The organism is Luteibacter sp. PvP120 (genome assembly GCF_054055715.1).
The window spans coordinates 47,552-63,500 of the sequence record NZ_JBSRXP010000003.1 but is presented as its reverse complement, the minus strand read 5'-3'; the positions used below and the strand labels follow the sequence as shown (position 1 = coordinate 63,500).

Genomic DNA, 15,949 nt, shown 5'->3' with positions numbered 1-15,949 from the left:
TAAGTAGGCGGCAGGTATTTAGGTGGTGAGATCGTTTAAGCCCGCGGTCTCATAAGCAAGTCGACAGGTCAGAAGGGGATATCGCCAAATATTCGATCTGCCTTATCTGGTTTTCTCAGGGAGAATTTTGACTTGTTCGCCATAAGCCAATCCCATCCGCTTTCTGTGAAACTGTAAACGGTGACTTGATCGCCATCCCGATCCAACTCTTCAACTTGTGAAATAAGACCGTGGTTCACAAGGGCCTTGGCTGCAAGAGCAGCTGCAAACGGTGTGAAGCCCGCCTTCTCCATATCTTTCCGGATAACGTAGAGGCTAACTTTGTCATGCAGCGAATAAATGTTTTCGCCTATGGTAGCGAGCGCTACCATTTCGTGATGTTCAATACCTTCAATCTTCGTCAGTTTTGACAGTCCGTTGGCCGCGTCCCTTAGAGTGATTTCTTTACTAAGAAGAGCGTTTACTCTTTCCGTAATCTTGACCTCTAGATTTTTGAAGTCTTGAGGAGTTCCGGTTCTGTATTTGAGAATATTTCGATGTTGAACGTCGAAAGGATATTTGGTTGGTCGCTGCTCTGAGCAAATCATGACCACCGGCCGATCCGCCGCAAAGGCGAAGCCAAGTTCAAACCACACGTTCGGATTGTCCATGGTGATGTCGGCTAGGCAAATCCTCGCACCCCTTATCTGATCCTCAATTTCCTGGATGGGGATGGACGCCCCAGGATCTCGATCAACCCGGTAAGGTTCCAAGTCAGCCGCAAGGATGGCAGGCGCAAGCACTTGGTCGTAGCGGGCATCGAAATCGCCGCCGTCAAATGGCTGGATAACGAAACATCGTTCCATCGTTTTTGTTCCTAACTTGCTTGTGATTGTCAGTTCATCATAAGGATACTTCGCTCGTCGTCCGTTTATACCGATCAGAATGTTTCCCTGCCAGAGGCTGGCGAACGGCAACACAAAATCACAACGAAGAGCGCGTCTTCCGTGTTGTGCCAACACGACGCTCACAGCCAGATCCAACGTTAAGGCATCGAGCAAAGCCCATGCGCAGAGCGCCACGACTACCCCGGTCCCCGGTTTGCTCATCCCAGCCACCCCGCGTGACGTCGGTCACGTAACGAGCGAAGCGCCATGTCAAGGATGCTTGACATGCCTAAGCGTTCTGGTTGGATGGTTCGCAGGGGCGGGCTGCATTGGTTTGGCCGCCGCTGCATGTTTTTGGTCATGGCTGACCGATCCGTCGCCTGCGCTCAGGCGACTTCATCAGGAGGATGAATGTCTCTGCACGCCCGCCCCCATCTTGAAACCCACCGGCGTTCGTCGGGCCACTCCGCGGTCGCCGGAGTTGCTTACCGCCTCGGACTTCGGCTGCTCGACCGGCAAACGGGCGTCTGGCACGACTATCGCAAACGAAAAATCGGCGAAGAGATCGTCCGTGCGCTCACCATTGCGCCCGAGGGCGCTCCGGAGTGGGCGACGGATCCCGACGAGCTGTGGAACCGAGTGGAGGCCGCTGAAAAGCGGAAGGACAGCCAGGTGGCGAGGGATTACAGGATCCCGATCCCTTTCGGGCTGACCGACCAGCAGGCCGGTGACATGGCGGAAGAGATGGCTCGATTCATTAGTTGCCAGCTGCACACCGCAGTGTCCCTAGGTTTGCACCGTGACAGCCACATGGATGCACTGGGTGCAGAGAAGCCCGAGGGAAAGATTGGCTTTCATGCCCACTTGTATTTCCCGACCCGACGTCTGGAAGAGATCGTTGGTGCGGACGGCACGTCGGAGTGGAGGCCCGGTGCCAAGCTGGTGCTGCTTTCGAACAAAAACACGGCGGGTGCGTTTGTCGAGCAGTTGAACGAGCGCTGGGCCGAGCTGGCGAACACATACACGGCCGCGGTCGGTCTGACGGCCGACTTCGACCATCGCAGCTACGTCCGGCAGGAACTGCCCGTCACGCCGCAACCAACTCTCGGGCCAGCCGTGACTGCCATGGAACGCCGCGGCTTCTTCACCCGTCGGGGCGATGCCCTGCGCGGCGACATCATGGTGCCGTCCCTCGTCTATGAAGCGGCGCATGCCGTGGACCTGGCGGACCAGCGCGCCCGGGCGGCGGACGATGCAGTGAGGGAGGCGATGGCACGGGTGCTTCCGCCGCCACAGGTGATGCCGTCTGCGGCGGATCAGCCTGACGCAGCGACGGTCGCCGATACCCCCGTGGCTGGGCCGGCCGAGCCGGAGCGCGTGCCAGATCCGGCTCCGGTGCCACCGCCACTGGGGCCTCGGCCGGCAGCTTGGGAGCAGGTGGACACCGGTTCCTTCACATCGCGCTTCATGCAGATGGTGCCGCCTGCGGCGACGGCCGAGGAGGAGGAAGTCCGGAGCCGGCTGGAAAAGGTGGTCCGCGCCATTGAGCGGGTGCTGTCTGGCCTCGTGATCTTGGGCAGGAAGCTGCGAGGGCTTGGGGAAGATCGCGAACGCCGGATGGCGGCGAAGCTCGCGGTCGACTATGAGCTCGACGGCGCCCGACAGAGCCGCGCGGCGGCCGAAGGGGGCGTGCGTGCATGGGAGGCCGGCCATCCTTGGCAGATGAAAGCGGCACGAGCGATGCAGGGAGCCGATGGCAAGCCCAAGGAATGGGCCGGCCTTGACGATCAGGTGCGCGTGGCGGACGGGCACGTGCAACGCCTGAAAGCGGCGGTGCGTCGTCACCAAGCCGTGCTGGACGACCTTTCCGGGGACATCACCCTGACGACCGCCGAGCGGGCCCGGCAGATCGCCGCGTTAGGCGAGGGGGTTGGTGCATTCGTGGCGGTCCGGCCGGACTTGGCGCCGCAACTGATGGCGGCGGCTTACGATGATGAGCGGGAATGGCTGGACGACGCGCTGAAGGTCTCGGTTCCCGGCGTAAGTCCAGCGAACGAGGGCCGCAACCCCGAGGAACCAGCTCTTCGGATGCGGGCCGATGTGCCCGTGCGGAGAATGGCATGACGTGCCGCTCTTGCAGCGCGGTCCTGCATGTGTTTCTTCCGCTCGAATGGTGGTGGGGCAACCCCCGCTGCTTCATTGGTCCGGTAAATCCGGCTCACTCTCAAAGCATCCAGGCTGCAAATCAGGGCATGGTGCGCGGACGCTCGACTGCCCTATCTCCTCCCGGAACGGTCTCAGACGATGAGACCGGAAAGCCCTAGTGTGGATTTGAGAACTGTGCCCTTGATTTCTTGCGGTTAGCCTTCATGTGCCGAGACAAGGGGCTGTCCATGGGAATTGCCTGGGATGCGTTCCTTTTCACCAACGGATGGAAATGGGGAGAGTCATGGCGGGATCGAACCGATCGAACACGGGAAAGAAGGCACTGGATGCGGTCTGGATCCGTGCCGCTGGTCATTGTGAACTGTGCAGCAAAGACCTCACGCAGGACCGGATCACGCTGACCCCGGCCAAATTGGGGCAGGTGGCACATATCCTCCCAGCCAGTCCGGACGGTCCGCGGTCGACGGACGGTCATACGGTCGATACCGCAGAAGCGCTGACGAACGATCCTGGCAACTTGATGCTGCTGTGCGCCTCTTGTCATGTAGACATTGACAAGACTCCGCGAGGGTATCCGGCCCAAGACCTGACCTTTCAGCATGAAGCGTTTTTGGCGGCTGTGAAATTTGCAGTAAGTAGCGCGCACTCAAACCCGGGCACTGGATTGATCGTGCTGGGGCGACACTTCCAGACAAAGGTGAGGATCGATCCCAGCCAGCTGCAAGCGGCGATGTGGCGAGATTGCATCAGGCCCTTGGGCGATCCCCTTGTTGTTGAACTGCCTGAGCCTGATGACGAGGGCAGGGATGACCGCTATTACCGATCCGTGCGCAGCCAACTAGGCAAACATATCCGTCGAGATCTCAGCCCGGCCCGTAGCTTGCTAGGCGACGAGCCTTGGGTGGGAGTGGCAGCTATCGCGGACATCCCGAGCTTGGTGATATTGGGCCACATGTTGGGTGATAGGCGGCGGCGAAAAATATATTCGTCTGACCGAGCAACTGGGCTTGTTTGGCTGGATAGTAGTGCGGTCCCGCAGCCGTTCTCATTCGAGTTCAGTGGCGATGGGGATCAGGCACGGCCCGTTGCCCTCGTCATGTCCATCTCCGCGCTCATTCCAAATCGTGATGTCAACGCCGTCCTTCCGGACGCCAACATTGCACGCTTCACCGCTGGTGATCCCGCGTATTCATATGTCCAAAATGCTGATTTTATCGGCCACTTTCGCGATCAACTGCAACGTCGACTGAGCGAGTTAGAAGCGCACTCGTCACAGCCAATCCATGTGTTCCCGGCGATTCCTGCTGCGCTTGCCATCGAATTTGGAGCACTGCTCTCGACCAATCATCAGCATGGCTACTGGATCTACGACCGCGATGGCCCAACCGATGCCTTTCGGCGTCATGTGTCCCTTGATCACCTTTCTAAGGAAAACGCTGCATGAATCCTCGGTTCGATGATACTCAGTTGAAGAGCTGGGAAGCCACACTGTTTGAGGCCGCGCACGCTATATCGCTGCCAGAAAGCCTTTACAACACTATTTCGGAGCGCTACGGCACACTGGAAGGGATACTGCAGGCTGCCGATGACCCGATTCTTCGGCGGGCGCATGTGTTTCCCCAAGGGTCGATTCGGCTGCGCACCGCTATCAAGCCGGCACCGGGCGCGACGGGTGATTTGGGAACCGTGGATGCGGACGCCGTGGTTTGGCTGGAGCATGCGAATGACGCAGACCACAACCATGTTCTCAAAGCGATAACCGAGCGGTTCGAAGAAGGTGCGCGTGTGAACGCGCCAATCGAGCCGCTGCGCCGAGGCATTCGTGTCGTTTACGCAGATGAAAATCCGGGGTTTCACATCGATGTGACTCCCGCCCGGAACGTTCGTGCCAATAGTGAAAAGCACGGCCACGGGGCTCTTCAAGTTCCTGATCGGACAGTAGGCTGGAAGGCGAGCAGCCCGATTGCTTATTGTGACTGGCTGGACGAAGTGGCCAACATGACGCTGCCCGTGCTTGCGATGGAGTCGCTCACCGCTCGAACGATGACGTTCGACGCCTCCCAGGAAGACATGCCAGCTTATGGCGAATATGTGGATGCGAACGTCCTGCGAGCCACCATCAAATTGTTGAAGCGCCACCGGGATATGTGGGCTCTGGAAAACCCGCTGCGAGACTATCGGCCGATTTCCGCAGTTCTCACGACGCTCGCGGGACGCGCCTACGAGCACATGTCGCACGGATCCGCTGTGATCGTTCGCCGTCCGATCGAAGCGATCATGGAACTGGTGGAAATCATGCCTCAATTCATCAACGGCAATTTAGGCCATTGGCAGGTCTGTAATCCTGTGGATGACGGGGAAAATTTCGCCGAGAAATGGAATAGGCCCGACGGCCATAAATACCGGACTGCTTTCTTCGATTGGCACCAGAGCGCGAAAGCATCGTTCCATTTGGGTCTTCGTGAGACTGCGTCGCTCGAATCGTTCCAGGAAGACATGAGCCGATCGTTCGGGACTAGCCGAACCTTGCTTGACAGTGTGTTGAAGGACCTTCCCGCGAATTGGAGCATTCCTGGTTTGGCCCCTGGAGTAACGCGCGCATCGCTTGCATTGCGCGCGCTGAGTGGGGAGGCCGTGGCCAGTCGCGCCTCTCAGCGCCACGTGGGTTCGGTCGATCGCCTTGGCTGAGACGGCGGCGGGCTCGACAATTCAGCGCGGCGTCCAACAACTTAGGCGCTGCTTCGGTGACGCCGCGCTTTATCTCGAAGAAACGAAGACAGCGGGCAGTGAAGCCGCTGCCTTCTATTTTGCTTTGCCACCAGATTACCTTGGGATAAAACGTCGTCTCAGAATTGGATTTCCGACAGCATTTCCCTATCTTCCGTTAGATTTTTCGATTACGCCTTCCCCGCGTGTGGATTGGCCGCATTGCATGGAGGACGGGCTCTGCCTTTACACCGACGGTGAGCAACCCGTTACATCGACACCCGAAGCGGCGGTCGATGAGGCGATCGAAAAGGCTTTCGCGCTGATTCGCTTTTCCCTCGCCGAAGCTGACCAAGGCCGACGCGATGAGGAATTTGCCAGGGAAATTCGATCTTACTGGATGATGCAGCAGGCAGTCACGCCATACCGCTTGACGTTGGTAGGGGTGCCGGCATGCAGCGGACCCCTCTATGTGGTGAGTGATCGATCGGACTTGCAGCGACGAAATTTTCGATACATCGCCGCATCACATTACGAGGAAATCTCTTCTTTCGAGCAGCGATTTGATAGGCGCGCTCTGCCTCAGCGTTCGACGGCCAAGGCGGGTTTTTTCGCGCGACTGAACAGTTCACCGCCGCCTCGGCTTCCGACAGCTGATTTCATTACGTGGTTGATCCCTCACCTCGTCGAGGAAGACATCCCAGCATTCATGCAGTGGACGAAGGACAGCGCCGATCTCGCCTCTCGTTGGCTCGTCGTGAGTCTTCCCGTGGAAGGCCTCGCGCTTCATACGTTTCACCTTCGTAGCTTGGAAATTGACCGCGGACGGGCCCGCGTATACGGGCGTCGGGCAGCCCGCCGAGCATCAATTCGGGCGTCAAATAGGCGTTACGCTGCGGAGTTCACGCCGACTGACGTCATGGATCCGACCGTCATTCATCATCGAGCCGGTCCCGGTGTCCAAGCCCTCATGGGAAGGCGTGCAGTATTGGTAGGCGCCGGCTCCTTGGGAGGGGAGATTGCAGTGCTTTTGGCGCGGTCAGGCGTGGGCCGTTTGACGCTTGTGGATGCGGACCGGTTTGAAGACGTCAACATAGGTCGGCACGTTCTGGGCACGCAGGCGCTCGGCGAAGTCAAAGTGCATGCCTTGCGTGCCCGTATTCTTAGGGACGTGCCCAGTGTCTCAGTGACGGCTATTCCGTGCCCCGTTCAGGCCGGCGGCGCTGCGCTTAAATCAGAACTTGAAAAGGCGGACGTGGTTATCGTCACCACTGCGAACTGGCCATCGGAAGAATATCTGTGGAGTTTGAAGTCGGCCGGGGCAAATTGGTCGTTGATTCATGCGTGGAGCGAACCGCATGGTTTTGTTGGCCACGCGCTGCTGGCCCCGTCGGGCATCTACGATGCCCGTGGGTTGTTTGACCGAGGGAGGTTCACCTCTCGGTTCTCGAATTGGCCGAACAATGGCGTGTATGCCTTGCCCGCGTGCGGGGCAAGTTACATTCCGGGGGCGCCGGTTGCGCTGGCCCGCATCGCGGGAATGACGGCTCAGTTGGCATTAGCTACGTTGACTGGGCAACCTGCGAGTCCCAGGTGGCACTCGACGGTAGGAAATCTGGATCAGTTACTCAAACATGGAGGCTCTTACGAAGGTCCCAGTTTGCCTGAGGGAGCCTATTTTCTTGAACGTGAGATGCCTTGGCCCGAGGCAGTGGTTTGAACGAGTCACCGGTTTCGTGGATTTGGTCATGGCCAGCCTTCGGCGTGGATCTCCTCGTGAGCGCTGCGGCGCGTGACGTATTGCATGCTAACCGTCAAACTCCCGGCGGTATCGAGCGGGGAGGGCTTCTCTTCGTTGATAGCGGCGACGTTCGGGGCCTGATCTTATCCTTAGTGACGCCTTCGCACCCAGATGATAAAGCTGACTCACACGCGCTCCTGCTCAGCGATACTCGCTGCCGGGTAGAGATTGAGACAGCCAATGAGCGCGGGCTGAGGTTGATCGGCTTTTGGCATTCGCATCCCGAGACAGTTCCTCATCTTTCTGGAAAAGACATCGCAAGCTTCAAATCATTCGGTCGTCGAAACCACGTGGACATGCCCTGGCCGGTCGCAGTCATCGTCGGGCGCAGCACCTCGGTCGACGGTCTAAAGGCGTGGTCTATACGACCTTCCGGCATATATGCTGCGCAGTTAGTCGCTCCTGTTTACACGTGCGTGTCAGATTAGAAAGCGACTAGGCTTGGCCGTTAAAATTCTTGCGGCCAGATAGTCTCAGACTGGCGGACCACCCTGACAAGATTATCCACATGTCCAGCATTCCAGAAGTTGGGTCTAGTATCCCTTTCGCCCCGATAAACCACCGCTTCTTGCGGACGTGTTTTAATTCCGTTTCAGCATCGTCGTTCGGACATAGATACCATGAGTAACTCAGAGGATGACCACGGCCTCATTTTCTCGACACACCATTGGGTCGTCGCACACCGACGGGATGCCAGATACCCGGGATATCTGATCGCATCGTCCCTGCATGAGGCGTCGGAGGTTTTTTCCTTGCCGAGTGAGGCGTTGGCTGAATTGGGCCCCGCCCTCGCTCGGACGGAACGATTGCTCAGGAAGGCCTATGCGCCGATGAGAGTGATCTTCTATAAGTTGGGTTTTTCGCCAGGATTTAGCTGTCACTTCCATATAGCACCTATCACCCGCGACCTCATGCATGAGGTGGCTCGTCACCCCGACTATGACAGCGACCCAGACGGGAATGACGCGATCCTTTTTCTCAGTCGTGTCTACTGCGAGCGCGAACTTTCCACGGATGAACATGCAGCCCAGCGGGAGACCGTCCAACGCCTTCGAGCGATCGAGATATTGATGCGTTGATGGCTCGGACTGCTGGTTAGGCGGTTGCTCGACCGTGCAAGATAGTTCTCGCAACTTGGATCTGTTGATCGCCTTGAATTGTGTTTGAGGTGCCCTGGTAACGGCTAAGAACTAGGCCTCAAGGTCATGACTTGCCTATGGAAGGGCTGCCAGCATCAGTGAAGCAACATTACCCATGCTTTCGATCGCGAAACGCGCCTAGGCGTCGGTCACCACACTCAGCCATGGCCGACCGTGCCCGGTGCCTTGTTTGTTGCGCAATCCGTTGATGGCACAAGCCAGTTCGTATGCGGCTCGCTCGGTGCGTTGCAACTCAGGCTTTCCGTTAGTGGGAGGGCCGTCGGGTATAGCAAGATCGATCGCCATGAAAGCCTGAGCCAGCAGGGTGGGAAAGTTGGTGACCTGCGGAGGCCTCCCGAACTTTTGTTCGATCACGTGGCCCGCTGTTGCTTCGAGCAGGTCTTTGGCCGTGCCTGTCAGCAGCGGATTGTCGAGCGCCCCACGTCGGGCTCGATCGGCGTAGGTTCTCAATGCAGCCGTCAGTGCTTTGCCGGTCAGTCCATCCAGGAGGCGAGGTTGCAAAATGCCGTCGTTTGTCAGCTCCCACCCCTCGACGTCGAAGGCTGCGGCCAAGTTGCCGATGGCGTCGGCGATGTCCGAGCTCTGCAGATACCTCTTCCTTCGAGAGACGAGCAAACCGAAATCGTCCGCCGCGTCGAACAGCTCTTCGCCTTCGCCGACCAGCTCGAAGCCAAAATCGCCACCGCCAAACAGCGCATCGACACGCTGACGCAGAGCATTCTCGCCAAGGCATTCCGCGGCGAGCTGGTGCCGCAGGATCCGAACGACGAACCGGCCAGCGTGCTGTTAGAACGCATCCGTGCAGAGACATGTAAGACACATTCCAAGCGAACCAAAAAGAGTTCCGCATGAAGCTGATATTTATCGAGCTTTTTGGCGAGTACAAAGGCTTGCGAGACCAAGCTTTTGACTTTTCATTGTCACGGGAACATGTCGCCGTTCTGATTGGCGTCAATGGTTCAGGCAAGTCCCAATTGATGGAGCTGATCGCCGAAGTCTTTGCCTATCTGGAGCGGAAGCAACGCGCCGACTTCCGCGTTAGAGACCGGCTTGGGTATGACTTCCGCGTCATTTACCAACTCACGTCGTCGACGCTCGAAACGCCTCGCCGTTTTGAGATCGATTCCCGCGGTGGCGACATTCCCCCAAATTTGAGTAGCTGTCCGGTTTTGAGTCCAATTTCCCTGGGACCTTGGACTTTCTTGGTTACGGTTCTTCCGTATCTTCGCCGGGGTAGATGTCAAAGGAGAGGTCTAGACCGAGGTTGGCCACCTCAAGAAGGAGGGAAGAAGGTAGCGTGTCTCCCCCACTTCGAGAGAGAAACCAGCCAATGAAGAACTCCGCACGTCCACCCTCATCGTTCTTCAGTTGATGGAAAAAGTTCCGGTGTATTCTGAGTCTTTCCACGCTTTCACTGAGCATTTCGGGCAGCCAACGGTCATCGTTCTCAAAAAGTCTGAAACTAGCGTAAGAGTTTTCCTTAACACTATTCAATTCTTTTCCATAAGGCAGGAGCCGAGATTCCCCTTTGTTCCATGCAAACAACGGAGTCATGCCTACGGTGGAAATCATGAAATCCGCGGGAATAATGAAGCTCGTCAGCCGGAGGCTGATCGAGGAACGATAAAGTTCATTGGTCATGGCAAGTAACTATCCTTTGGGCCGTTGTTGACAGCATTTCCCTCGTGATCACCGGTGATGGCATCGCCGCTCGGCGCAAGTCCGGTCCAATCTGCTGTACCGGCCGAGACACCGTCCTCTATTTTATGCACGTCACCTCTTGGCCTTCTCGTTCCAGCGCCTGAACGCGCTATCGACAAGGTCCAGCTCGCGGGCAACCTGGGAAACGGACTGTCCTTTTTCCAGCACCAGCGCGACCGCATTGGCCTTGAATTCCGGGGTGAATTGACGACGAACTTTTGATGACATGGGACACCTCTAGGCGAACCTTACGGCTCAGGATGGGTGTCCATCAAATCCGGGCAAGCTCAGCCAGCCCACGTGTGTGGGAGGCTCCCGCAGGACCGGTTTGTAGGGGAAACCCTACAAGCTGTGTAGGTCTGCGCTGACACGCCGCTGACGCAAGATGTTTCGATAATGCGTCACCTCACCTGAGATTGCCGCGATGCCCACGACAAGGACCTGGTCCGCTCGCTCCGTCGCTCGGTTGATGGTCCAGTGTTCGCTCTCGATACTGCTTTTCGTGAGCGGTTCGGCCTGGGCCACATCCACCTATGGCGCACCCTATTACCTTACCAGCGGCTACAACGGCACCTTTTCATCCCTCGACGCCGGCGTTTCATCGCTCGCGGCGCAGATGCGCGGCAATTGCACGACCAATTGCCCCACGCTGTATTACTACTATTACGACAATGATGCTCGTGACTCGGCGGTTTCCGCCACGGTGACCACCCAGCCCAATACGGCGGGTTACGGCGTTTGGGCTACCGAGTATGTTGCGCAGAGTCCCGAGAAAAACTTGGGTGGCTGCGCCGCCGCCAACGGCGGCAAAGGTGGAGCGCTGGGCGGGTCGAGTCCGTTGCGAAGCTCTGGAGACGCTGCGAAAGAGTCGGGGACCATGTGTCCGGGCTCGAATTTTATCGGCGACCCGATCAACGCCTCCAACGGCAATAAGTATCAGCAAGACACGGACTTTCGAGACAACGAGGCGCTGACCTTTCGCCGCTTCTATAACAGCAGCTCCACAGTCACCTCAACTGCCATGGGTGCCCACTGGCGCCACAGCTTTGACCGCTCGTTGTCGCTTCACGATGCCACCGGCGCCGACAATGCCGCAGTGAAGACAGCGGCGGTATATCGCCCCGATGGCTCCGTAGAGCGCTTCTCCAAGAAAATAGGCGCCTGGGTAGGCGCGGCCAATACGGCTAATACCCTGAGCGACGAGACCGATGGCACCGGGCACGTGGTCGGTTACGCCTTGTTCCTTGGCGCAGCGCGCGAGACGGAACACTACGCGCTGGATGGGACGCTCCAGTCTGTCGTGGACCTCTCTGGCGCAGTCACCACGCTTGCCTACAGCACGTCTAGCACCCCGACACAGACGGCGCCCCGTGCGGGTCTGCTGCTGACCGTGACGGGGCCGGATGGACGTGCCTTGAATTTCACCTACAGCAGCGCAGGACGCGTGGCGACGGTGACGCTGCCGGATGGTGCTGCACTTTCGTATGGCTATGACGGCCAAGGCAACCTGGCGTCGGTGACTTACCCGGACAATCACTCGCGCACGTACGTCTACAACGAGAGCACCCTGACGGGCGGCAAGGCCCAGCCCAACGCGATGACTGGTCTCGTCGACGAGAAAGGGGTGCGGTTCGAGACGACTGCTTACGACAGCAGCGGTCGAGCTATTTCGGCGAGCTTCGCCGGCAGTGTTGACACCTATCAGGTCACCTATGGGCAGTTGCGTAATACGGCGACCACGCCACTGGGTGCGACGACAGCACTAAATTTCCAGAGCTTCAAGGCGCAATCGCACGTCACCGGGGGCTCGGCGCCCTGCGGCCCCGATTGCGCGCAACCCTATTCGACCATCAATTACGACGCGAATGGGTGGCCGTCGAGCTTTGTCGCCTTCGCCAATCACGTTACGTCGGTCGTCACGACGCCGGCTGGATTGGAGACCCAGCGCATCGAGGCGAAGAACACCAACGATCAGCGCACCACGATAACGACGTGGGAGCCGGTCTGGCGCAATCCGCTGACGCGTACCATCAGCAATGCTTCGGGCACCGTCGTCGCCAAAATGGGCTGGGCTTACAACGCACGGGGCCAAGTGACGGCCCAGTGCGACATGGATCCGACCGTCTCCACAGCCGCCGGTTATACGTGCTTGGCTACGGGTGCCGCGCCCGCCGGCGTGCGGCGCTCGACCATGACCTACTGCGATGCGGTCGACGCCACCCAGTGCCCGCGGGTCGGACTATTGCTGTCGGTCGATGGCCCGCGTGCCGATGTCGGTGATGTCACCCAGCTTGGCTATTACCTCACCACGGATGAGTCCGGTTGCGGGACGCTGGGCGGGGCATGCCACCGGGCGGGCGACCTGGCCCAAGTAACGAATGCGCTGGGCCAGGTGACCCGAGTGCTTGCCTATGACAAGGCGGGGCGGCCGGTGCGCCGCCAGGACCCCAGCGGGGTTGTGACCGATCTCAGCTACAGCGCCCGCGGCTGGCTGACCAGCCAAACGGTGCGAGCCAATACGAACGGTACGGCCTCGGCCGGCGACGCCACGACCACCTTGGCCTATGACGCTAACGGCGCGTTGACCTCGGTGACGGACGCGGACGGCGTGACGGTCACCTACAGCTACGATGACGCGCATCGCCTGGTCGATGTGGCCGATGGCTTGGGCGAGCACATCTACTACACCCTGGATGCCTCAGGCAATCGGATCAAGGAAGAGACCTTCGACGCCAAGGGCGTTTCGCGGCAGAGCCTCGCGCGGGGCTACAACACGCTGGGTCAGTTGGTCAGTGTCACCGATGGATTGGGCCATGTCGTCTTCGACGCGACGGCCAGCGGCAGTTACGATGCCAACGGCAACCTGGTGTCGGCCAAGGATGCACTGGGTACGGTCCAGAAGAGCGGCTATGACGGCCTGGACCGCGTGGTCAGCAGTGTGGCTAATGCGAACGGCACCGATGCCTCCAGTTCGAGCACGACCAAACTCTCGCTGGACGCCCTGGACCAGGTCAAGTCGGTAACCGATCCCGATGGCTTGGTGACTAGTTACGGCTTCGATGGCCTGAGCAACCCCGTTTCCCTGACCAGCCCTGATACGGGTGCGCAGTCGTCCACCTTCGACACGGCGGGTAACGCGCTGACGCAGACCGATGCCAAATCCACCGTGGCGAGTCAGTCGTTCGATGCATTGGGTCGCAAGACTTCGGTCAGCTATACCGACGCCAAGCCCAATGCCGCCTTTCATTACGATGAGGCCATGAGTGTCACGGGGTGTGTCAGCTCGTTCCCCATCGGCCACCTGACGCGAGTCGTGGAGAACACGGTGACCACCGTGTACTGCTACGACAACCAGGGACGCGTGACCGAGGAGCGCCAGACGCAGGGCACGGTGACTGACACCACTGACTATGTCTACACCAAGGCTGGTCGTCTGGCCGCGATCGCTTCGCCGAGCGGCTTGGTGACCGAATACGGACGGGATGCTGTGGGTCAGGTCACCAAGGTCACGGTTACGCCGTCCAAGGGCGTGGCTACTACCGTCGTCAGTGCAGCCACCTACCTGCCGTTCGGCCCGGTCGCGAGTTACACGCTGGGCAACGGTCAGACCGTCGCCCGCAGCTACGATGCCAACTACCGGTTCACCGATATCGTCAGCCCGGCGCTGAACCTGCATGTGGCACGGGATGCGGTGGGTAACATCGTGGCCTTGGGCAACGCTGCAGGCGCATCGCCGGCCAGTGAGACCTACACCTACGATCCGCTCTATCGGCTCACCGGTGTCAAGAACGCCAGCGGCACTCTCATCGAGGCTTACACCTACTCGAAGACCGGCGACCGCCTGACCAAAACCGCACCGGGTCTGGCCACCGGCACCTACGGATATCAAAGCGGCACGCATCGGCTCACGACCATCGGTACCGGTTCCCGGACCTATGATGCGAATGGGTCGACGACTGGCAACGCCAGCGCCGGCACGGCGTGGGGCTATGGCTATAGCGGGCGCGGCCAGTTGACCGTGCTCCAGCAAGCCGGCTCGACGGTCGCGACCTACACCTACGACGCCTCAGCGCATCGGATTGCCAAGACGGTGGGTTCTGCCACCACCCGGTTCGCCTATGGCCCCGGTGGGCTGCTGGGCGAATATGGCGCCGCGTCCCGGGACTACGTGTGGATGGACGGCACCCCCGTGGCGGTGGTGGACGGCACCACCACGGTGGCCTTCGTGCACGCCGATGGCCTGAACACGCCCCGGGCGGTGACCGACGCTTCCGGCACGGTGCTGTGGACATGGGCCTACCAAGGCAACCCATTTGGTGAGCAGGCACCGACATCGACGAGCGGGTATGTGTTGAATCTCCGGTTCGCGGGTCAGTACTGGGACCGGGAAAGCGGGTTCCTCTACAACATTCATCGTTACTACGACAGCACAACCGGGCGATACATCCAGAGCGATCCCATCGGCTTGACCGGCGGCATCAGCACCTACGCCTATGTCAACAGTAATCCTTTCAATTATGCTGATCCGCTGGCATTGTGCGGCGAGTGCGAGGACATGATGCCGCCTAAGCCTCCTGGCAATAACCTGTCCGCAGACATTTACACCATGCAAGGCCTGCGGCAGCTCACGATCATCAGTGGTGGCACGGCAATGGGCAGGGAATACCTGACCTTTTACGAGAACGAACGCTTACACGGCCCATGGGACTTCAAACAGCAGGGTCGTCAGTATGCGGATTACGGCAACTTCCATTACGGCGCTGTTGGTGCTGCCGGAGGCATCCCTGATACAGTTCTTCTCAGAGCTGCAGGTTGGGCCCAGACGAGGTCTGGAAACGGTAATCCTGCGTTTGGATCACCTTTTGGCAGTGCTCCATACGGGGATGATCCGGCGGATCAGATGCAGATTCGCAATGGAATATGGTGGTACCGCAATTGCTATGGCGTTACGAAGTAACCTCTTTGACCTTCTTGATGACAGCATTTCGCCGACATCCTCTGACGAAACATAGCCTGGATCCACTATGCCCCCCTTTCCACGTAAGTATCTCTGCGCGGCGTGTCTAATATCCTGCTGGATATTGAGTGGATGTACGCCAGATGCTCTTGAGGCCGCTCGGCTAACAAGCCCCGATGGCTCCAAAGATGCAGTCGTGCTCGAAGGGGGGGTAGACGCAACGTCACCATACAATTACATAGTTTGCGTTGTTCCTGTCCGGAAAACTTGCGACAAAGACCACGCGGTGGCTGAAATTTATGGCGCCACGAGAAACGCCGAAGCGTACGGCGTGGATGTGCGTTGGGCCTCACCGGGTCAGTTGGATGTGCGTTATCTGCACGCGAACAAGGCCCAAGTGCTTCAGCCTAGTGGGTCTAATTCTTCGGGCGTTACCTTATCGTTGAAAGATGGCGTTGAAAACGCACAAGCGCCTCCGGGGTCTATGGCGAAGGGCAATTAAGAGCATCATTGCGTGGCTTCGGAACCGAGCGGCGATTTCCATCGTGGATAGGGAGCAAGAAAAGCTAGTGCAATCGCATCAATGGAGTGC

At 58.9% G+C, this 15,949-nt stretch carries 12 protein-coding genes; 8 read left to right on the top strand and 4 right to left on the bottom strand.

Features of this window, described 5'->3' with window-relative positions; genetic code table 11:
- Nucleotides 1-68: 68 nt before the first annotated feature.
- Nucleotides 69-1,088 (bottom strand): hypothetical protein, encoded by a 1,020-nt coding sequence (locus ACVKN3_RS07575; RefSeq protein WP_354516633.1) that lies wholly within the window; start codon nt 1,086-1,088, stop codon nt 69-71.
- A 189-nt stretch (nt 1,089-1,277) separates the two neighbouring features.
- On the opposite strand from ACVKN3_RS07575, the gene ACVKN3_RS07570 reads away from it, so the two are divergent.
- The 6 genes from ACVKN3_RS07570 (at nt 1,278) to ACVKN3_RS07545 (ending at nt 8,618) form a co-directional block, all read left to right on the top strand.
- Nucleotides 1,278-2,990, top strand: a complete 1,713-nt coding sequence (locus ACVKN3_RS07570; RefSeq protein ID WP_354516635.1) for a MobA/MobL family protein — start codon at nt 1,278-1,280, stop codon at nt 2,988-2,990.
- A gap of 325 nt (nt 2,991-3,315) precedes the next feature.
- Nucleotides 3,316-4,476 (top strand): HNH endonuclease, encoded by a 1,161-nt coding sequence (locus ACVKN3_RS07565; RefSeq protein WP_354516637.1) that lies wholly within the window; start codon nt 3,316-3,318, stop codon nt 4,474-4,476.
- Nucleotides 4,473-5,720 carry a nucleotidyltransferase domain-containing protein gene (locus ACVKN3_RS07560; RefSeq protein ID WP_354516639.1) on the top strand — a complete coding sequence of 416 codons (1,248 nt, stop codon included), beginning with the start codon at nt 4,473-4,475 and terminating at the stop codon, nt 5,718-5,720. Before ACVKN3_RS07565 ends, ACVKN3_RS07560 begins: the two co-directional genes overlap by 4 nt.
- The gene (locus tag ACVKN3_RS07555) at nt 5,713-7,458 is read left to right on the top strand and encodes a ThiF family adenylyltransferase (RefSeq protein ID WP_354516641.1); all 1,746 of its coding nucleotides are present in this window, start codon (nt 5,713-5,715) and stop codon (nt 7,456-7,458) included. Before ACVKN3_RS07560 ends, ACVKN3_RS07555 begins: the two co-directional genes overlap by 8 nt.
- A 44-nt stretch (nt 7,459-7,502) precedes the next feature.
- Nucleotides 7,503-7,967, top strand: coding sequence for a Mov34/MPN/PAD-1 family protein (locus ACVKN3_RS07550; protein ID WP_456991623.1), 465 nt, complete (start codon nt 7,503-7,505; stop codon nt 7,965-7,967).
- 192 nt (nt 7,968-8,159) lie between these two features.
- On the top strand, nt 8,160-8,618 hold the full coding sequence (locus ACVKN3_RS07545) for a hypothetical protein (protein WP_456991495.1): 459 nt from the start codon (nt 8,160-8,162) through the stop codon (nt 8,616-8,618).
- A gap of 198 nt (nt 8,619-8,816) precedes the next feature.
- Here the strand turns inward: ACVKN3_RS07545 and ACVKN3_RS07540 are convergent, their stop codons facing one another.
- Nucleotides 8,817-9,200: an abortive infection family protein gene (locus ACVKN3_RS07540; RefSeq protein WP_354516645.1), complete on the bottom strand. Its 384-nt coding sequence runs from the start codon at nt 9,198-9,200 to the stop codon at nt 8,817-8,819.
- On the opposite strand from ACVKN3_RS07540, the gene ACVKN3_RS07535 reads away from it, so the two are divergent.
- A complete protein-coding gene (locus tag ACVKN3_RS07535; protein WP_456991493.1) occupies nt 9,195-9,551 on the top strand; it encodes a restriction endonuclease subunit S in 357 nt (118 codons plus the stop codon). The genes ACVKN3_RS07540 and ACVKN3_RS07535 overlap by 6 nt on opposite strands.
- A 354-nt stretch (nt 9,552-9,905) precedes the next feature.
- Here ACVKN3_RS07535 and ACVKN3_RS07530 read toward each other — a convergent pair whose 3' ends face one another.
- Together ACVKN3_RS07530 and ACVKN3_RS07525 are read right to left on the bottom strand one after the other, a co-directional pair.
- A complete protein-coding gene (locus ACVKN3_RS07530; protein ID WP_354516647.1) occupies nt 9,906-10,340 on the bottom strand; it encodes a hypothetical protein in 435 nt (144 codons plus the stop codon).
- A gap of 132 nt (nt 10,341-10,472) precedes the next feature.
- Entirely contained in the window at nt 10,473-10,628 is a 156-nt protein-coding gene (locus ACVKN3_RS07525) for a transposase (RefSeq protein WP_354516649.1), read from the bottom strand.
- Between the two features lie 274 nt (nt 10,629-10,902).
- Here ACVKN3_RS07525 and ACVKN3_RS07520 point away from each other — a divergent pair, with 274 nt between their 5' ends.
- On the top strand, nt 10,903-15,357 hold the full coding sequence (locus ACVKN3_RS07520; RefSeq protein ID WP_354516651.1) for an RHS repeat-associated core domain-containing protein: 4,455 nt from the start codon (nt 10,903-10,905) through the stop codon (nt 15,355-15,357).
- Nucleotides 15,358-15,949 lie beyond the last annotated feature (592 nt).

Excerpts from the sequence above, each read along its gene's own strand:
- ACVKN3_RS07575 (WP_354516633.1), bottom strand. The coding sequence starts at position 1,088 with ATGAGCAAACCGGGGACCGGGGTAGTCGTGGCGCTCTGCGCATGGGCT.
- ACVKN3_RS07570 (WP_354516635.1), top strand. The coding sequence starts at position 1,278 with ATGTCTCTGCACGCCCGCCCCCATCTTGAAACCCACCGGCGTTCGTCG.
- ACVKN3_RS07565 (WP_354516637.1), top strand. The coding sequence starts at position 3,316 with ATGGCGGGATCGAACCGATCGAACACGGGAAAGAAGGCACTGGATGCG.
- ACVKN3_RS07560 (WP_354516639.1), top strand. The coding sequence starts at position 4,473 with ATGAATCCTCGGTTCGATGATACTCAGTTGAAGAGCTGGGAAGCCACA.
- ACVKN3_RS07545 (WP_456991495.1), top strand. The coding sequence starts at position 8,160 with ATGAGTAACTCAGAGGATGACCACGGCCTCATTTTCTCGACACACCAT.
- ACVKN3_RS07530 (WP_354516647.1), bottom strand. The coding sequence starts at position 10,340 with ATGACCAATGAACTTTATCGTTCCTCGATCAGCCTCCGGCTGACGAGC.
- ACVKN3_RS07525 (WP_354516649.1), bottom strand. The coding sequence starts at position 10,628 with ATGTCATCAAAAGTTCGTCGTCAATTCACCCCGGAATTCAAGGCCAAT.